The following is a 15302-nucleotide window of genomic DNA, read 5'->3' on the forward strand; positions in this document are numbered from 1 at the left end:
GGGCAGGTGTCGGCTGCCCCGCCAGGGGGATCAGTTGCGCAGATAGGCTTCCATGCTGTCGTCCAGCGCGTCCTTCCACGGCGTATGATGTTGGGGCGCCATGGTCCCGGTGATCACCGAGCGATAGGAGTTGTTGCGGAAACCCATGATGTTTTCGGCCTTGTGGTTCTTCCATTCGACAAATGCGTCGCAGGCGCCGTCCACATCGAAATCGGGGTAATCCGTCAGCGCGATCAGTTCCTTGACGTAATCGCCCTGATAATGGATCGCATATTTATTGTCGGTCCCGGCATCTTCGCGCGCCTCGCGTTCGGCCACATCGGCCATCAGCGCCTGCTTGTCATCGGGCACGGCGATGCGGCCCATGATGACGTCGCGGGCATACCATGCCTGCGCGTCGAACATGTTGAAGGTGAACCACTGGTCCTGCATCCCAAGGTAAAGCAGCTTGGGATTGTGGACATAGACCACGCCCATATACAGGTCCGCCGCCGCCAGCCGGTTTCTGGTCTTCAACCGCAGATCATCGGGCAGGAACGGGAAGTAATGCTTGTATCCAGTGCACAGGATGATCGCATCGACGCGCTTGCTGGTCCCGTCCGCGAAAAAGGCGGTGTCCTCGCTGACACGCTGCAGGATCGGCACCTCGCGCCAGTTGTCGGGCCAGTCAAAGCCCATGGGCGCGGTGCGATAGCTGACCGTCACCGATTTGCAGCCGTATTTCCAGCATTGCGAGCCGATATCCTCGGCCGAATACGAGGTGCCGACGATCAGGATGTCCTTGTCCTTGAATTCGCAGGCATCGCGAAAGTCATGGGCGTGCACGATACGGCCATTGAACCGCTCGAACCCCGGAAACTCGGGCACGTTCGGGGTCGAGAAATGCCCCGACGCGACGACGACCCAGTCGAACACTTCCGAATACATGCGATCGGTGGCCTGATCGTGGACCGTGACGGTGAACTTGTCGCTGTCCGCGTCATAGGTCACGTTCCGCACCACAGTCGAAAAGCGGATCCAGTCGCGCACACCCGCCTTTTTCACCCGCCCCTGAATATAGTCGAACATCACGGCGCGGGGCGGGTATGACGCGATCTGCTTGCCGAAATGCTCTTCAAAGGAATAATCGGCGAATTCCAGCCCCTCTTTCGGGCCGTTCGACCACAGGTAGCGATACATCGAGCCGTGCACCGGCTCTCCATGTTCGTCGACACCCGTGCGCCATGTGTAATTCCACAAGCCACCCCAGTTCGACTGCTTTTCGAAGCAGACCACCTTGGGGATGTTGATGCCCTTGGCCGCGTCGGACTGGAAAGCGCGTAGCTGAGCAAGCCCAGAAGGCCCGGCGCCGATCACGGCGACACGCTGCGTCATCTTAGTCTCCCTGCTTTGGTTTGGACCAGTTTATGATCACGTATTATTTGGCATGAACCAATTACCCGCTCATATTCCTTGCAGGTCAAGAATTTTTCTTCGCATGAAGGGTGATCTTTTTGACTTCCGGCGGGGATCGGCCAGAATCCGATCATTAAGGGGGCAGGAAATGACCGCATCGCTTGCACAACGACTGGCCGTGACCGGCGCCTTGCCCCGCCATCTGCGTGCCGATGCAGGCGCGGTGCGAATCGGATTTCTTGCGCCGCTTAGCGGTCCGTCTGCGCCTTGGGGCCGTCCGGGGCTGGACGGCTGCATGATCTGGGCCGATTGGGTGAACGGTCAGGGCGGGCTGATCGTCGGCAATCGCCGCCAGCCGGTCGAGATCGTGGCCCGCGACGCCGCCCTTTCCCCCGAGGAGACGGTGCTTGCCGGGCGCGAGTTGGTCGAGCGTTCGGGCGTGCGTATCCTGCTTGCGCTGGGTGGCGACAGCCTTAGCCCTGTGCTGCCCTGGCTCATGGCGCGGGGGGTGCTGACCTCGACCCTGCTGCCATTCGATCTGTCGCCGCGCACGCCCAGCCTGATCGCACCCGCCGAGATACATCCGATCTTTGTCGTGACGGGGGTGGCATGGCTGGCGCGCAACCGTCCCGATCTGAAGCGTGTGGCGCTGTGCAGTCAGGAAGACCTGATGGGCCTGCCTTCGCTTGCCACATATCGCGCGGCCTTCGCGGCCGAGGGGATCGAGGTCGTCAGTCAGATCCGCTACGATCCCGATGCCCGCGACGCGCAGGCGATGGTCGATGCAATGCTGGCCCATGATCCGCAGGCGCTATGCTGGTGTTCGTCCGAGCCGCATATGATCCATGCCCTGACCGAAGCCGCGTATCACGCGGGTTTCGACGGTCCGATCCTAAGCTGCACGGGCGATAACTACCGGCGGCTGGTGGCGCGGACCTCGGTGGAATTCATGCGGAATTTCATCTTTCACTTCCCGGATTTCGATGATCCCTTGCTGGCGGGGCGGACGTTCTTTTTTCGCCAGCCCTCGGCGTTTCATGCCAGCTATGGCGACCGATTTCCCGGCCATTGGTCGGCGGTCAGCTGGGAATATCCGGCGATTCTGGATCTTTGGCAGGCGGCTGTCGAAATCGCGGGCACGACCGATCCCATGGCGGTTCTGGCCGCGATCAAGCGTGGCGGTCAGATGATGCAGGTCTTCGGCCCGGCCCGCTGGCATGGCGAGGCGCTGTTTGGCATCGACAATGCGCTGATCGGAAGCTGGCCGGTGGTGCAGGTGCAGGACGGCGTCGCGCGGATCGTCGAGTTCGGCTCAGTCCTTGGCTGGCTGGCCCAGCACGAGGCGCTGCTGCTGCAAGAACTGGGTGCGCTGGGGCTGCTATGGCACCAGCGCGTCAGTCCTCTTGCATGAACAGGCGCTGTTCTTCCAGCAGGGCTTGCTGCACCAGTTCCATGGCGTGCGGAATGTCGCGGGCGGTCAATGCGCCGACCAGAGCGGCATAGGATTCGCGCTGGCTGCGGATGCGTTCGGGCGTCATGTGGCGGCGCAGCATGGCGGCGCGCTGCGGCTGTCGGCGGGCCTTGACGACCAGATTGTAGCACGCGACCAGCAGCGGATTGCCGGTGCCTTCGGCCAGTCGCAGGTGAAATTCCTCCTCGTGGCGGGCGAATTGCGCGGGGTCGGCGTCGTTGTGCATCTGGTCCAGAATGCGGCTCAGCGCCTCGATCGTGGCGGGGGGCATGTTGACGATGGCCAGCCGTGCCATCTCTGGCTCAAGGATGCCGCGCATGACTTGCAGATGCAGCGGGCCGGTTGCGGCGATGACCGGGGCCGAGCCGTCCCAGCCGCCCGGTTCGGTGACGAATGATCCGGCACCGGCGCGCCGCATGATCAGCCCGCGCACCTCAAGAATATCAAGCGCCTCGCGTAGCGTGTTGCGCGCAACCTTCAGGCTTTCGGCAAGCTGGCGTTCCGCGGGCAGGCGGCTGCCCGGCGGGTAATCCCCCGACGCCATGCGTGCGGCCAACGCTTCGACCACCATCTGCACGGTCGAGCCTTGCGCCTTGTCGATTTGGCCGCGCGGCGCGGATTGCGGCAGGAACGACATGCGGCCTCCGAAAGAAACAGGACGACGCGAGGGTAGCGCGCCGTCCTTGGGAAGACCAGAGAGCATTGAACCAATTGCGCCAGTTTGGCGATATTGGCTTAGATATCCAGCGTGTTATCCCGCTCCCACTGGGTCAGGTGCGAGGTGTAGGAATTCCATTCCTGCGTTTTCAGCTTGATATAGGCCGCCGAGAACTCCTTGCCCATCGCCTCTTTCAACCCTTCGTCGGCATCATAGGCGCGGATGGCGTCCAGAAGGTTAAGCGGAAGTTTCGGTGCATCCGTGACCTTATGGCCTTCGGCATACATGTCGATGTCCCAGCGCTTGCCCGGATCGGCCTTGCATTTCAGCCCCGAAAGGCCCGCCGCGATGATGACCGCCTGCAACAGATACGGGTTCACTGCGCCGTCGGGCAGGCGAAGTTCGAACCGACCCGGACCGGGGACACGCACCATGTGGGTGCGATTGTTGCCCGTCCATGTCACCGAATTCGGTGCCCATGTCGCGCCCGATGTGGTGCGCGGCGCGTTGATGCGCTTGTAGCTGTTCACCGTAGGATTGGTGATCGCGGCCAGCGCCGATGCGTGCTTCATGATGCCGCCAAGGAAGTGGCGACCCTGATCGGACAGGCTTAGTTCCTTGCTGTCGTCGGCAAATGCGTTCTTGCCGTCCTTGGTCCAGACCGAGATATGGGCATGGCAGCCGTTGCCTGTCAGGCCCATGATCGGCTTGGGCATGAAGGTCGCGCGCAACCCGTGCTTTTCCGCGACGGATCGCGTCATGAACTTGAAGAAGCTGTGCTTGTCGGCCGTCGCCATGGCGCTGTCGTATTTCCAGTTCATCTCGAACTGGCCATTCGCGTCCTCGTGGTCGTTCTGATAGGCCTCCCAGCCCAGCTCCAGCATGTAGTCGCAGATTTCCGCGATCACGTCATAGCGGCGCATTACCGCCTGCTGGTCATAGCAGGGTTTCACCGCAGTATCGGCAGTGTCGGCGACCGAGGTGCCTTCGGGGGACAGCAGGAAGAATTCCGGCTCGACCCCGGTCTTGATGTCCAGACCAAGCTCGGCTGCTTCGGCGACAAGCCGGGCCAGCACGTTGCGCGGCGCCTGATCCAGCGCGCCATTGCCGGACATGATGCAGTTCGAGGCCACCCAGGCCACGTCCTTTTTCCATGGCAGCTGGATCACGGCGGACGGATCGGGCAGCGCCATCATGTCGGGATGCGCCGGTGTCAGGTCAAGCCATGTGGCGAAGCCTGCAAAACCCGCGCCGTCCTTTTGCATGTCCGCGATGGCCTGCGCCGGAACCAGCTTGGCGCGCTGGCCGCCGAACAGGTCCGTATACGAGATCATGAAGTATTTGATGCCCTTTTCGCGGGCGAATTCGGCAAGATCGGTCATGTCAGTTCCCTGTTGGATTTCGTTCAGGACCGGGGCGGGGGGCATGGCCCCGCCCTTCTGGTCGTGGATCAGAAACCGGTCTGGCCGGGGATCCAGCTGGTCCCTGCCAGCGGCACGCCCGCCATGGCAGCGGCCTCGATGGTCAAGGCGCACAGATCCTCGGGTTCAAGGTTGTGGACGTGGCTTTTGCCGCAGGCCCGCGCGATGGTCTGGCATTCCAGCGTCATCACGGCCAGGTAGTTGCGCAGGCGACGACCGGCTTCGACCGGATCGACGCGCTTCATCAGCTCGGGGTCCTGGGTGGTGATGCCCGCCGGATCCTTGCCTTCGTGCCAGTCGTCATAGGCGGCGGCGGTGGTTCCCAGCGCCTCATATTCGGCGGCCCATTTCGGGTCGTTTTCACCCAAAGCGATCAAGGCTGCGGTCCCGATGGCAACCGCGTCGGCCCCAAGTGCCAACGCCTTGGCCACATCCGCGCCGGTGCGGATGCCGCCAGACACGACCAGTTGGACCTTGCGATGCATCCCCAGATCCTGCAGCGCCTTCACGGCGGGGCGGATACAGGCCAGCGTCGGCTGGCCGACATTTTCGATGAACACGTCCTGCGTCGCGGCGGTCCCGCCCTGCATGCCGTCCAGCACCACCACATCGGCCCCGGCCTTCACCGCAAGCGCGGTGTCGTAATAGGGGCGGGCGCCGCCGATCTTGATGTAGATCGGTTTTTCCCAGTTGGTGATCTCGCGGATCTCAAGGATCTTGATCTCCAGATCGTCCGGGCCGGTCCAGTCGGGGTGACGGCAGGCCGAACGCTGGTCGATGCCGATGGGCAGGTTGCGCATCTTGGCCACGCGCTCGGTGATCTTCTGGCCCAGCAGCATACCGCCGCCGCCGGGTTTCGCGCCTTGGCCGACCACGATCTCGATGGCGTCAGCGCGACGAAGATCGTCGGGGTTCATGCCGTAGCGGCTGGGAAGATACTGGTAGACCAGCTTTTCCGAATGGCCGCGTTCCTCGTTGGTCATGCCGCCGTCGCCGGTGGTGGTCGAGGTGCCTGCCAGCGTCGCGCCGCGACCCAAGGCTTCCTTGGCCGGACCGGACAGCGCGCCAAAGGACATGCCGGCAATGGTCACGGGGATTTTCAGTTCGATCGGCTTCTTGGCAAAGCGCGTGCCAAGGACGACCGAGGTGTCGCATTTTTCGCGGTAACCTTCCAGCGGATAGCGGCTGATGGACGCGCCAAGGAACAGCAGGTCGTCGAAATGCGGCACCTTGCGTTTGGCACCACCGCCACGAATGTCATAGATGCCGGTATCGGCAGCGCGGCGGATTTCGGCGTTGATCTCGGGCGAATAGGTCCAGCTGTCGCGGGGCAGCGTTTGGGGGGTCTTTTCCATGATGTCCCTCATCAGTAGGCGCCAGCGTGATCGACGTGGAAGTTGTAAAGCTTGCGGGCGGAGCCGTAACGCTTGAACTCCTCGGGTTTGGCATCGCTGCCCGCACGTTCCAGCAGGTCGCGCAGGATGTCGAGATGTTCCGGGCGCACTTCCTTTTCGATGCAGTCCGAGCCCAGCGACTTGACGCTGCCGCGCACGAAAAGCCGCGCCTCGTAAAGGCTGTCGCCAAGCGCGTCGCCCGCATCGCCGCAGACGACAAGGTTGCCCGATTGCGCCATGAAGGCCGACATATGGCCGATATTGCCATGCACCACGATGTCGATGCCCTTCATCGAAATCCCGCAGCGCGAGGATGCGTTGCCCTTGATGACCAGCAACCCGCCCTGGCCGGTGGCTCCGGCATATTGGCTGGCGTCGCCTTCGATGATGACGGTGCCCGACATCATGTTTTCCGCGACCCCCGGACCGGCCGAGCCGGTCACATGCACGGTGGCCTGTTTGTTCATGCCCGCGCAGTAATAGCCGGTCGAGCCTTTCACCGTGACCTCGATCGGCGCATCAAGGCCGACGGCAATGGCATGGGCACCTTTCGGGTTTTCGATCACCCAAGCAGTCTGGTTGGTGTCCTTGGCTTGGGCTTGCAGCGTCTGGTTCAGCTCGCGCAACTCGGTCTTGGCCATGTCGATGGTCTGCATCTTATCAGCGCTCCCAGAAATAGACGGTGGCGGGTTCGGGTTCCCACACGCGGGCGTTTTCGATGCCCGGCAGGTTGGCCAAGGCGCGGTATTCGCTGCCAAAGGCCACGTAATCATCGGTTTCGGCCATGACGGCAGGTTTGCACGCAATGGGGTCGCGCACCACGCCGAAGCCGTTCTTGGTGCCGACGACAAAGGTGAAGAAGCCGTCCAGATCGTCCAGCGTGCCTTCCAGCGCCTGCCCCAGATTGGCCCCTTCGGCCAGACGGGACGAGATATAGGTCGCGGCGACTTCGGTGTCGTTCTGGGTCTGGGTCAGGAAGCCCTTGGCCGCCAGTTCACGCCGCATCCCGGCATGGTTCGACAGCGACCCGTTATGCACCAGACACTGGTCGGCCCCGGTCGAAAAGGGGTGCGCACCCAACGTCGTCACGGCGCTTTCGGTGGCCATGCGGGTGTGGCCAATTCCGTGACTGCCGACCATGTCGCGCAGGTGGAAACGCTCGGCCACATCCTTGGGCAGGCCGACTTCCTTGTAGATTTCCATCGAATGGCCGGCACCCATGATGCGGATGCCTTTTTCGGCCATGAAAGCGCGGGCTTGCGCCTCGGCACCGTCGGGCAGCGTCAGGACGGCGTGGGTATCGACGACGCGCATCGAAACCGGGGCATCCAGCGCCGCCGACAGTGCGGCGTCCAGACCTTCGAACGTCGCGTCAGGTGTATCTGACTGGACCGTGATCTTCAGCTTGCCGCTGTCATCGCCATAGATCGCGATGCCGGCGCTGTCGGGTCCGCGATCTGTCATGGTGATGAGCATGTCGGTCAGCAGCTCGCCCAGCTGAGGGCGCAGGTCCTCTTTTTTCAGGAACAGGCCAACGATGCCGCACATGTTCTTCTCCGTGCCATGAATGTCTCTCTGCTTATTGATTAGCAGGAAGATGATTTTCCTCAAATGAAAACTTTCTTCGTGAGAGAATAAATTAGCCCCAAGGAATAAATGCCTAAAGTTTGGGCAATGATGCCAAATCCCCCAGAGATCGGCACCATCTGCGGGACAAAGACTAATCCGATGCTTCATTGGGAAACGGTCGCGCCGGATAAAGGCCGGTAACAGCGGAACGGACCTTGGGTTCGTGCACATTGGAACAAGACGTCGCTGCGTGGGAGTGCCGCCAGCTGCGGATGGCGCATCAACCAATGTATGATCGCGTTACAAGCAGCCGAGGACAGAATCGAATAGGGACTGGACCCTGTTCCGCCAGTCGAATCGTCTTCGGGTTACGCTGCTTAAATCGCCTTCGCAGCGGCACGCCAGCAGCACTGGCGCGCCGTTCCGGTCAGGCCCCAGCCGAAACCGCGATAGCGCGTTGCATGGACAATTGCCCGACAGGCGTTCCGTTTGGATCATGCACGCCCAGGTTCTGGATACCGCGGGTCATCATATCGCGTAGCGCCTCGGCCAGCGACAGGTCGGAACGGACCACGGCCTCGGGCAGGCTGGCACCGTTCAGCGGCTCCATGACCGAGCCGACACGCAGCACCTTGCCGCGATCGACGTGCTGGACAAAGTTCGCGACGTAATCGTCGGCGGGGTTCAGCACGATGTCCTGACCCGTGCCCTGCTGGATGACCGAGCCGTCGCGCAAAAGCGCGATTCGGTCGCCAATGCGCAAGGCCTCGTCCAGATCATGGGTGATGAAGACGATGGTCTTGCGGACCTCGCGTTGCAGGTCCAGCAGCACGGTCTGCATGTCATAGCGGATCAGCGGGTCCAGCGCCGAATAGGCTTCGTCCATCAACAGGATCGGGGCGTCGTTAGCCAAGGCGCGGGCCAGCCCGACGCGCTGCTGCATCCCGCCCGAAAGCTGGGCCGGATATTTCGTCTCGAACCCCAAAAGGCCGACACGTTCGATCCAGCGCATTGCGGTCTTGTTGCGCGCGGCGGCGTCGACGCCCTGAATCTCCAGCCCGTAGCCGACGTTTTCGATGACGGTTCGGTGCGGCAGCAATCCGAACTTTTGAAAAACCATGGCGGTTTTGCGCATCCGGAACGCGCGCAGCGTCTCGGGCGACATCTTCACCACATCGGTGCCTTCGATCAGGATTTCGCCGGCGGTCGGGTCGATCAGGCGGTTGATATGGCGAATCAGCGTGGACTTGCCCGAGCCGGACAGCCCCATCACAACCTGAATCTCGCCCGCCGGGATGCTGATATTGATGTCACGCAGCCCAAGGACATGGCGGTGCTGGTCGTTCAGTTCCTGCTTGGTCATGCCGCGGTTGATGGCGTCGATGAAGTCGCGGCCACGCGCGCCGAAGATCTTGAACAGGTTCTTGATTTCGATGCCGATAGGTTCAGACATGGCCACCTCCGCGGTGTTTTTGCAGGCGTTGGCCCCAGGCCTGGCTGATGCGGTCGAACAGGATGGCGATGCCGACGATTGCAAGGCCGTTGAACAGGCCCAGCGTGAAATACTGGTTGGAAATCGCCTTCAGCACCGGCTGACCCAGCCCCTGCACGCCGATCATCGAGGCGATGACGACCATGGCCAGCGCCATCATGATGGTCTGGTTGATGCCCGCCATGATGGTCGGCAGGGCCAGCGGCAGCTCGGCCTTGACCAGCCGTTGCCATTTCGACGACCCGAAGGCGTCGGCGGCTTCAAGCACCTCGCCATCGACCTGCCGGATACCCAGATTGGTCAGGCGGATCATCGGCGGGATGGCATAGATCACGACCGCGATCAGGCCCGGCACCTTGCCAATGCCCAACAGCATGACCACCGGAATCAGATAGACGAAGCTGGGCATGGTCTGCATCACGTCAAGGATCGGGTTGACGAAGGCCTGCACCCGGTCCGATCGCGACATCAGGATGCCGATCGGCAGCCCGACCGCGATCGCCAGCAGGGTGGATGTCAGGATCATCGAAATGGTCTTCATCGTGTCGTCCCACATGCCGAACGCGCCGATCAGGCATAGGGTGATGATGCTTGCCAGAACGATCTTGATGCTGCGGCTGGCGAACCAAGCGATGGCCGCGATGACGATCAGGATGATGGGCCATGGCGTGTTCGTCAGCAGGTTTTCGGACCAGACCAGAAAGTGGCGCAGCGGCTCAAAGATGCTTTCGATGGCGTCGCCATAGTTGCGGGTGAAGGACCGGAAGCCGTCGTCGATGACCTTTTTCAGATCTCGCAGAAATCCGTCATCGAGTTGGGGGAATTTGTTGAACCAAGTCATGGCGACCTCATCAATGGGTGGGCTACGACAGGAAGGATGGGGGCCGCGCGCAGCGGCCCCGGTCCGTTCAAAGGGCGGCTTTGATCTTTTCAGCCGCTTCCGGCGTGACCCATTGCGTCCACATGTCGGGATGCTGCTTCAGGAACTCGCGCGCGCCATCTTCGCCGGTCGCCTGATTGTCGGTCATCCATGCCATCAACTGGTTGACGGTGTTGTTGTCCCAGCTGCGCTTCTTCAGATAGTCGATCACGCCCGGATCGGATTTCTCGGCGAATTCCGACGACACCAGCGTGAAGACATTGTCGCGCGGAAAGGCGTTCGGCTTGGGATCGGTGCAATCCGCGACCGAAGTGCAGCGCTTCCATTCCGCCATGTCGTTCTGGACGCCGAAATCGACCGGCACCATGTCATATTTGCCCAGCATCGAAGTCGGGGACCAATAGAAGCCCAGCCAGGGTGCCTTTTGTTCATAGGCCCGCGCCATCGAACCGTCCAGCCCAGCGGCCGATCCGGTATCGACCAGTGTGAAACCCTTGCCTTCGATGTCGAAGGCTTTGGCAAGCTGGCTGGTGATGATCGTGCCGCCCCAGCCGGCGGGACCGTTATAAACCGCGCCTTTTGAGGCATCTTCCGGCGCGGGGAACAGCTGCGGATTGGCAAGGATTTCTTCGATCTTGTTCAGGTTGGGGTGTTCATCCAGCATATAGCGGGGAATGAACCAGCCCTGCTGCCCGCCATCGGAAAGCGACCGCGACAGTTCAACGATCTTGCCGTCCTTCAGGCCGCCTGCAACCACCTCGGGGACCAGATCGACCCATGATTCCGGCACGATTTCCGGCTGGCCCTTTTCTACTAGCGAGGTGATGGCGGGAACCGTGTCGCTGGTGGTAATCTCGGCGTCGCAGCCATAGCCTTCGTTCAGGATAAGCTGGTCAAGATTGGCCAACACTTCGGCACTTTGCCAGTTCATGCTGGCGATGGTGAACGATCCGCATTCCGCGCTGGCAGCCGTTGAAAATGCGATAGCCGGGATGGCCGCGGCAATCGTGAAAGCAAGTCTGTTCATTATGTTTTCCCTGTTGCGGTCTTGATGATTTGACCCGCGACGCTACCGCTTCGTCATCGGGCAATGGCAATCTGGCCCTAACCGGGCAGTTCCGCGCTTATCCGGCGGGTTTTCTCGGTGGCGGCCTGCAACGCCTGCGTGATAGCGGCGCTGAAGCCGGCCGCTTCGGCGGCGTCGATGCCAGCCGCAGTGGTGCCGCGATAATCAAGATATGCGGCCAAAAGGCTTTCCGCTTTCTGCGTCTGCCCGACCAGCATCGCGGCCCCGCCGCAGACCGCAGCTTCGGTCGCGGGCCATGCGATGTCTTCGGCAACGCCCTGCGCCTGCATGAAACGCGCCATGGCAACCGCCATAAGCGCGGGATAGGCCGCGCCCGAGCCGGGCAGGGCGGTCATCAGGTCGATCTGTTCCTCATTGCCCAGTTCGTCGGTGGTTCCGATAGCCGACAGCAGCCGGATGACCACGCCGCGATCCGTATCGGTTACACCCGGCCCGGCCCAGAACGGCGAATAAGACGTGCCGATTTCGGCTGCCGCGTTCGGCATCGCCCGCACGACCCTGCCGCCCACGCGCGTCATGTCGCTGAACGGTATGCCGGCCATGAACGAGATGACCAGTTTGCCCGAGGCGTCAAATTGCACAGCAGGCCAGTCCTGCGGACGCACGGAAACGACGATGACATCCGCCAGTGCTGCAAGCTCGGACGCATCCTGCGCCCAGCGGACGCGATGACCATGAAAGCTTTCCTTGGGGCCGCTGCGGTTCAGCAAGATAAGATCGTCAGGCGACACGATGCCCTGTGCCAGCAGACGCTGGCCCAAGGCTGATCCCAGCCATCCCGTTCCACCGATGATACCCACACGCATGTCGTCGATCCTTGAATCGTAGAAAGCGTTCCCCGTTTCTTCGCTACAGAGTCGATCACAGTCTTGCAACAAAATGTTCATTACTGTCGGTAAAAAGTTCAGATGCGAGCATTGCGCATTCATAACAGAACCTGTGCGTGACTTGGCTGAACATAATCAGGCACGCCAAGGACAGCGGCATCGCCACAAGCGGGCAAGGATGCAAACGCCTGCCTGATCTAAATCTAAGAAATGCGGCCGGACAGGATCGTCCGATGCCGTCACAATACCGGGGCGCGGAACCTGGCGTTGAACCTTGCGATCTCGCGAGGTTGCGGTTCCTGATCTACGTAAATCTTGACGTAAAGGGGAATGCGCATCAAGCGCGTCTCAATATCTTCGCTCACCTGCATCGAGATATAGCCGATCTGCGTCAGGTAGATCGTCCGTGCCCGAATATCGGCTTCCTGTTCGCTGATGCCCCATTTCACAAGCATCCGCGACAATGCCGTCAGTCGCGCCTCATCGGCGATTTTCATCCGTGCAGCCACCCGGTCGTCCTGCAAGGCCCAGCTACGCACTGCAAATTCCAATCTGGAATCAAAGCTGTTGGATGACAGGAAGCATGTCAGCACGTTCAGCATCGCTTCCGCGCGGCTTTCCGCATAGGCGGTCGTGGATTCGATCAAGGGCTTTGTGGTGCGCTGTTCCCACCCCTCGAGCAAAGCCGCGAGCAGGGCCTCTCGATCTTCAAAGAACCAGTAAAAGCTGGTGCGCGACAGGTTCAGCCGCTTGGCCAAGGGCAGGATCTTGACTGCATCAATACCGCTGTCGATCAGCGCCTGATAGCCTGCTTCCAGCCATCCTTCGCGCGAACCGCGCCAACCTGTTTCGGATGCGTTCACTTGCTCCATACGCTCCTGATAGGGCGGATTAGGCGACACGGCAAGACGAATGTGCATTTTTGGGCGCAGCCCGTTCACGAATGATTTTCTAATTGACATAGGTGAACATTTTAATGATTTCTTGCCGTCAGCATTTCCACCTTTCCGGGCAGAGCCAATGTCGAACGATCCCCTTCTGCAACCGTTCCAATTGAAGCACTTGACGCTTCGCAACCGCATCATGATCACCAGCCATGAACCTGCCTATCCCGAAGACGGGATGCCCAAGGATCGTTATCGCGCCTATCACGTTGAGCGGGCAAAGGCGGGCGTGGCGCTGACGATGACAGCGGGATCGGCCTCGGTGTCGCGCGACAGCCCGCCGGTCTTCAACAACATCCTGGCCTGGAAAGACGAGGTCGTCGGCTGGATGAAACAGCTGACCAATGAATGCCACGACCATGGCTGCGCCGTGATGATCCAGTTGACCCATCTGGGCCGCCGCACCCGCTGGGACAAGGCCGACTGGCTGCCTGTCGTGTCGCCCAGCCATGAACGCGAGGCCGCGCACCGGTCCTTCCCCAAGAAGATGGAGGATTGGGACATCCAGCGCATCATCGGCGATTACGTCGATGCCGCCGAGCGGATGAAGGCGGCGGGACTGGACGGTCTGGAATTGCAGGCCTATGGCCACCTGATGGACCAGTTCTGGTCCCCCCTGACCAACGATCTGGACGGCCCCTATGGCGGCAGTCTGGATAACCGCCTGCGTTTCACCTTCGACGTTCTGCGGGGCATCCGCGAACGCTGCGGCGAGGATTTCCTGCTGGGCGTGCGCTATACTGGCGACGAGGATCTGCCGGGTGGTTTCGACGCCAAGGACGGCATCGAGATTTCGCAAAAGCTGAAGGATAGCGGGCTGGTCGATTTCCTGAACGTGGTGCGCGGCCATATCGACACCGATGCCGGCTTGACCGACGTGATCCCTGTGCAGGGGATGCGCAACGCGCCGCATCTGGAGTTCGCGGGCCAGGTCAAGAAGGCCACCAACTTCCCCACCTTCCACGCCGCCAAAATCCCCGACGTGCCGACCGCGCGCCACGCCATCGCGGCGGGGCTGGTCGACATGGTCGGCATGACCCGCGCCCACATGGCCGACCCGCATGTCGTCCGCAAGATCGTCGAAAAGCGCGAAGACGACATCCGGCCCTGCGTCGGCGCGAATTATTGTCTCGATCGCATCTATCAGGGCGGCATGGCGTTCTGCCTGCACAATGCCGCGACGGGCCGCGAAGAGGCCATGCCCCAGACCATCCCGGCGGCCGAGGTCAAGAAACGCATCACCATTGTCGGCGCCGGTCCTGCGGGGATGGAGGCCGCCCGCGTCGCAGCCGAACGCGGCCATGCCGTGACCGTCTTCGAGGCCGCCGACCAGCCCGGTGGCCAGATCCGCCTGACCGCGTTGCAGGAACGCCGGCGCGAGATGATCTCGATCATCGCATGGCGTCAGGCGATGTGCGAAAAGCATGGGGTCACGTTCAATTTCAATACCTTCGCCGATGAAGCGGATGTGCTGGCGACCGACCCGGACGAGGTCATCATCGCCACCGGCGGTTTGCCCCATACCGAGGTGCTGAACGCGGGCAATGATCTGGTCGTCTCGGCCTGGGACATCTTGGCGGGTGACGTGAAGCCGGGCCAGAACGTGCTGATCTATGACGATGCGGGCGACCACGCGGCGCTGCAAGCCGCCGATCTGATCGCAGCGACCGGCGCCAAGGTCGAGATCGTGACCCCCGACCGCGCCTTCTCGCCCGAGGTGATGGCGATGAATCTGGTGCCCTATATGCGCAGCCTGCAAAAGCTGGACACCATCTTCACGGTGACGTGGCGGCTGATGTCGGTGGCGCGCGACGGCAACCAGCTGCGCGCCACGCTGGGCAGCGATTACGGCGGCGTCAGCCGCGACCGGCTGGTCGATCAGGTGGTGGTCAACCACGGCACCCGGCCGCTGGATGAGCTTTATTTTGACCTGAAACCCCAATCGTCGAATTTGGGAGAGGTGGATTACGAGGCGCTGACCACCGGCGGTCTGCAATCGCTGTGCAAAAACCCCGAAGGCAAATTCCGCCTGTTCCGCATCGGTGACGCGGTGGCCGCCCGCAATACCCACGCCGCGATCTATGACGCGCTGCGGCTGGTCAAGGATATGTAACGCATTCCCCAGTGCCATACGGTCTGCGGCAGGTGCAGCGACCGATATGCG

General features: G+C 61.7%; 13 protein-coding genes. 2 read left to right on the top strand and 11 right to left on the bottom strand.

Translation table 11 applies throughout. The features are described 5' to 3' along the window. Nucleotides 1–30: 30 nt before the first annotated feature. Nucleotides 31–1374 carry an NAD(P)-binding domain-containing protein gene (locus FN835_RS16550; protein WP_142664343.1) on the bottom strand — a complete coding sequence of 448 codons (1344 nt, stop codon included), beginning with the start codon at nt 1372–1374 and terminating at the stop codon, nt 31–33. A gap of 169 nt (nt 1375–1543) precedes the next feature. Here FN835_RS16550 and FN835_RS16555 point away from each other — a divergent pair, with 169 nt between their 5' ends. Next, on the top strand, nt 1544–2806 hold the full coding sequence (locus FN835_RS16555; protein ID WP_142664344.1) for an ABC transporter substrate-binding protein: 1263 nt from the start codon (nt 1544–1546) through the stop codon (nt 2804–2806). Here the strand turns inward: FN835_RS16555 and FN835_RS16560 are convergent. From FN835_RS16560 to FN835_RS16605, 10 genes are all read right to left on the bottom strand, one after another. Continuing rightward, a complete protein-coding gene (locus FN835_RS16560) occupies nt 2790–3503 on the bottom strand; it encodes a FadR/GntR family transcriptional regulator (RefSeq protein ID WP_246098776.1) in 714 nt (237 codons plus the stop codon). The genes FN835_RS16555 and FN835_RS16560 overlap by 17 nt on opposite strands. A gap of 98 nt (nt 3504–3601) precedes the next feature. Further along, a complete protein-coding gene (glnT, locus tag FN835_RS16565; protein ID WP_142664345.1) occupies nt 3602–4906 on the bottom strand; it encodes a type III glutamate--ammonia ligase in 1305 nt (434 codons plus the stop codon). A 68-nt stretch (nt 4907–4974) separates the two neighbouring features. Next, the gene (locus tag FN835_RS16570; RefSeq protein ID WP_142664346.1) at nt 4975–6300 is read right to left on the bottom strand and encodes an FMN-binding glutamate synthase family protein; all 1326 of its coding nucleotides are present in this window, start codon (nt 6298–6300) and stop codon (nt 4975–4977) included. A gap of 11 nt (nt 6301–6311) precedes the next feature. After that, the gene (locus FN835_RS16575; RefSeq protein ID WP_142664347.1) at nt 6312–6995 is read right to left on the bottom strand and encodes a GltB/FmdC/FwdC-like GXGXG domain-containing protein; all 684 of its coding nucleotides are present in this window, start codon (nt 6993–6995) and stop codon (nt 6312–6314) included. Between the two features lie 4 nt (nt 6996–6999). Next, on the bottom strand, nt 7000–7887 hold the full coding sequence (locus FN835_RS16580) for a class II glutamine amidotransferase (RefSeq protein ID WP_142664348.1): 888 nt from the start codon (nt 7885–7887) through the stop codon (nt 7000–7002). A 448-nt stretch (nt 7888–8335) separates the two neighbouring features. Continuing rightward, nucleotides 8336–9361, bottom strand: coding sequence for a quaternary amine ABC transporter ATP-binding protein (locus tag FN835_RS16585; RefSeq protein ID WP_142664349.1), 1026 nt, complete (start codon nt 9359–9361; stop codon nt 8336–8338). Next, the gene (locus tag FN835_RS16590; RefSeq protein ID WP_142664350.1) at nt 9354–10241 is read right to left on the bottom strand and encodes an ABC transporter permease; all 888 of its coding nucleotides are present in this window, start codon (nt 10239–10241) and stop codon (nt 9354–9356) included. The genes FN835_RS16585 and FN835_RS16590 overlap by 8 nt, the downstream gene beginning before the upstream one ends. A gap of 67 nt (nt 10242–10308) precedes the next feature. Continuing rightward, nucleotides 10309–11307: an ABC transporter substrate-binding protein gene (locus FN835_RS16595; RefSeq protein WP_142664351.1), complete on the bottom strand. Its 999-nt coding sequence runs from the start codon at nt 11305–11307 to the stop codon at nt 10309–10311. 77 nt (nt 11308–11384) lie between these two features. Continuing rightward, nucleotides 11385–12173, bottom strand: coding sequence for a pyrroline-5-carboxylate reductase family protein (locus FN835_RS16600; RefSeq protein ID WP_142664352.1), 789 nt, complete (start codon nt 12171–12173; stop codon nt 11385–11387). Nucleotides 12174–12433: 260 nt separating this feature from the next. Beyond that, nucleotides 12434–13066: a TetR/AcrR family transcriptional regulator gene (locus tag FN835_RS16605; protein ID WP_142664353.1), complete on the bottom strand. Its 633-nt coding sequence runs from the start codon at nt 13064–13066 to the stop codon at nt 12434–12436. 148 nt (nt 13067–13214) lie between these two features. Here FN835_RS16605 and hpbA point away from each other — a divergent pair, with 148 nt between their 5' ends. Further along, nucleotides 13215–15251: an N-methyl-L-proline N-demethylase HpbA gene (gene hpbA / locus FN835_RS16610; protein WP_142664354.1), complete on the top strand. Its 2037-nt coding sequence runs from the start codon at nt 13215–13217 to the stop codon at nt 15249–15251. Nucleotides 15252–15302: the final 51 nt, after the last annotated feature.

Origin of the sequence: Paracoccus laeviglucosivorans (assembly GCF_900182695.1) — a bacterium.
GTDB lineage: Bacteria > Pseudomonadota > Alphaproteobacteria > Rhodobacterales > Rhodobacteraceae > Paracoccus > Paracoccus laeviglucosivorans.

Excerpts from the sequence above, each read along its gene's own strand:
- hpbA (WP_142664354.1), top strand. The coding sequence starts at position 13,215 with ATGTCGAACGATCCCCTTCTGCAACCGTTCCAATTGAAGCACTTGACG.
- FN835_RS16595 (WP_142664351.1), bottom strand. The coding sequence starts at position 11,307 with ATGAACAGACTTGCTTTCACGATTGCCGCGGCCATCCCGGCTATCGCA.
- FN835_RS16570 (WP_142664346.1), bottom strand. The coding sequence starts at position 6,300 with ATGGAAAAGACCCCCCAAACGCTGCCCCGCGACAGCTGGACCTATTCG.
- FN835_RS16575 (WP_142664347.1), bottom strand. The coding sequence starts at position 6,995 with ATGCAGACCATCGACATGGCCAAGACCGAGTTGCGCGAGCTGAACCAG.
- FN835_RS16550 (WP_142664343.1), bottom strand. The coding sequence starts at position 1,374 with ATGACGCAGCGTGTCGCCGTGATCGGCGCCGGGCCTTCTGGGCTTGCT.
- FN835_RS16585 (WP_142664349.1), bottom strand. The coding sequence starts at position 9,361 with ATGTCTGAACCTATCGGCATCGAAATCAAGAACCTGTTCAAGATCTTC.
- FN835_RS16590 (WP_142664350.1), bottom strand. The coding sequence starts at position 10,241 with ATGACTTGGTTCAACAAATTCCCCCAACTCGATGACGGATTTCTGCGA.
- FN835_RS16580 (WP_142664348.1), bottom strand. The coding sequence starts at position 7,887 with ATGTGCGGCATCGTTGGCCTGTTCCTGAAAAAAGAGGACCTGCGCCCT.
- FN835_RS16555 (WP_142664344.1), top strand. The coding sequence starts at position 1,544 with ATGACCGCATCGCTTGCACAACGACTGGCCGTGACCGGCGCCTTGCCC.
- FN835_RS16605 (WP_142664353.1), bottom strand. The coding sequence starts at position 13,066 with ATGGAGCAAGTGAACGCATCCGAAACAGGTTGGCGCGGTTCGCGCGAA.
- FN835_RS16600 (WP_142664352.1), bottom strand. The coding sequence starts at position 12,173 with ATGCGTGTGGGTATCATCGGTGGAACGGGATGGCTGGGATCAGCCTTG.
- glnT (WP_142664345.1), bottom strand. The coding sequence starts at position 4,906 with ATGACCGATCTTGCCGAATTCGCCCGCGAAAAGGGCATCAAATACTTC.
- FN835_RS16560 (WP_246098776.1), bottom strand. The coding sequence starts at position 3,503 with ATGTCGTTCCTGCCGCAATCCGCGCCGCGCGGCCAAATCGACAAGGCG.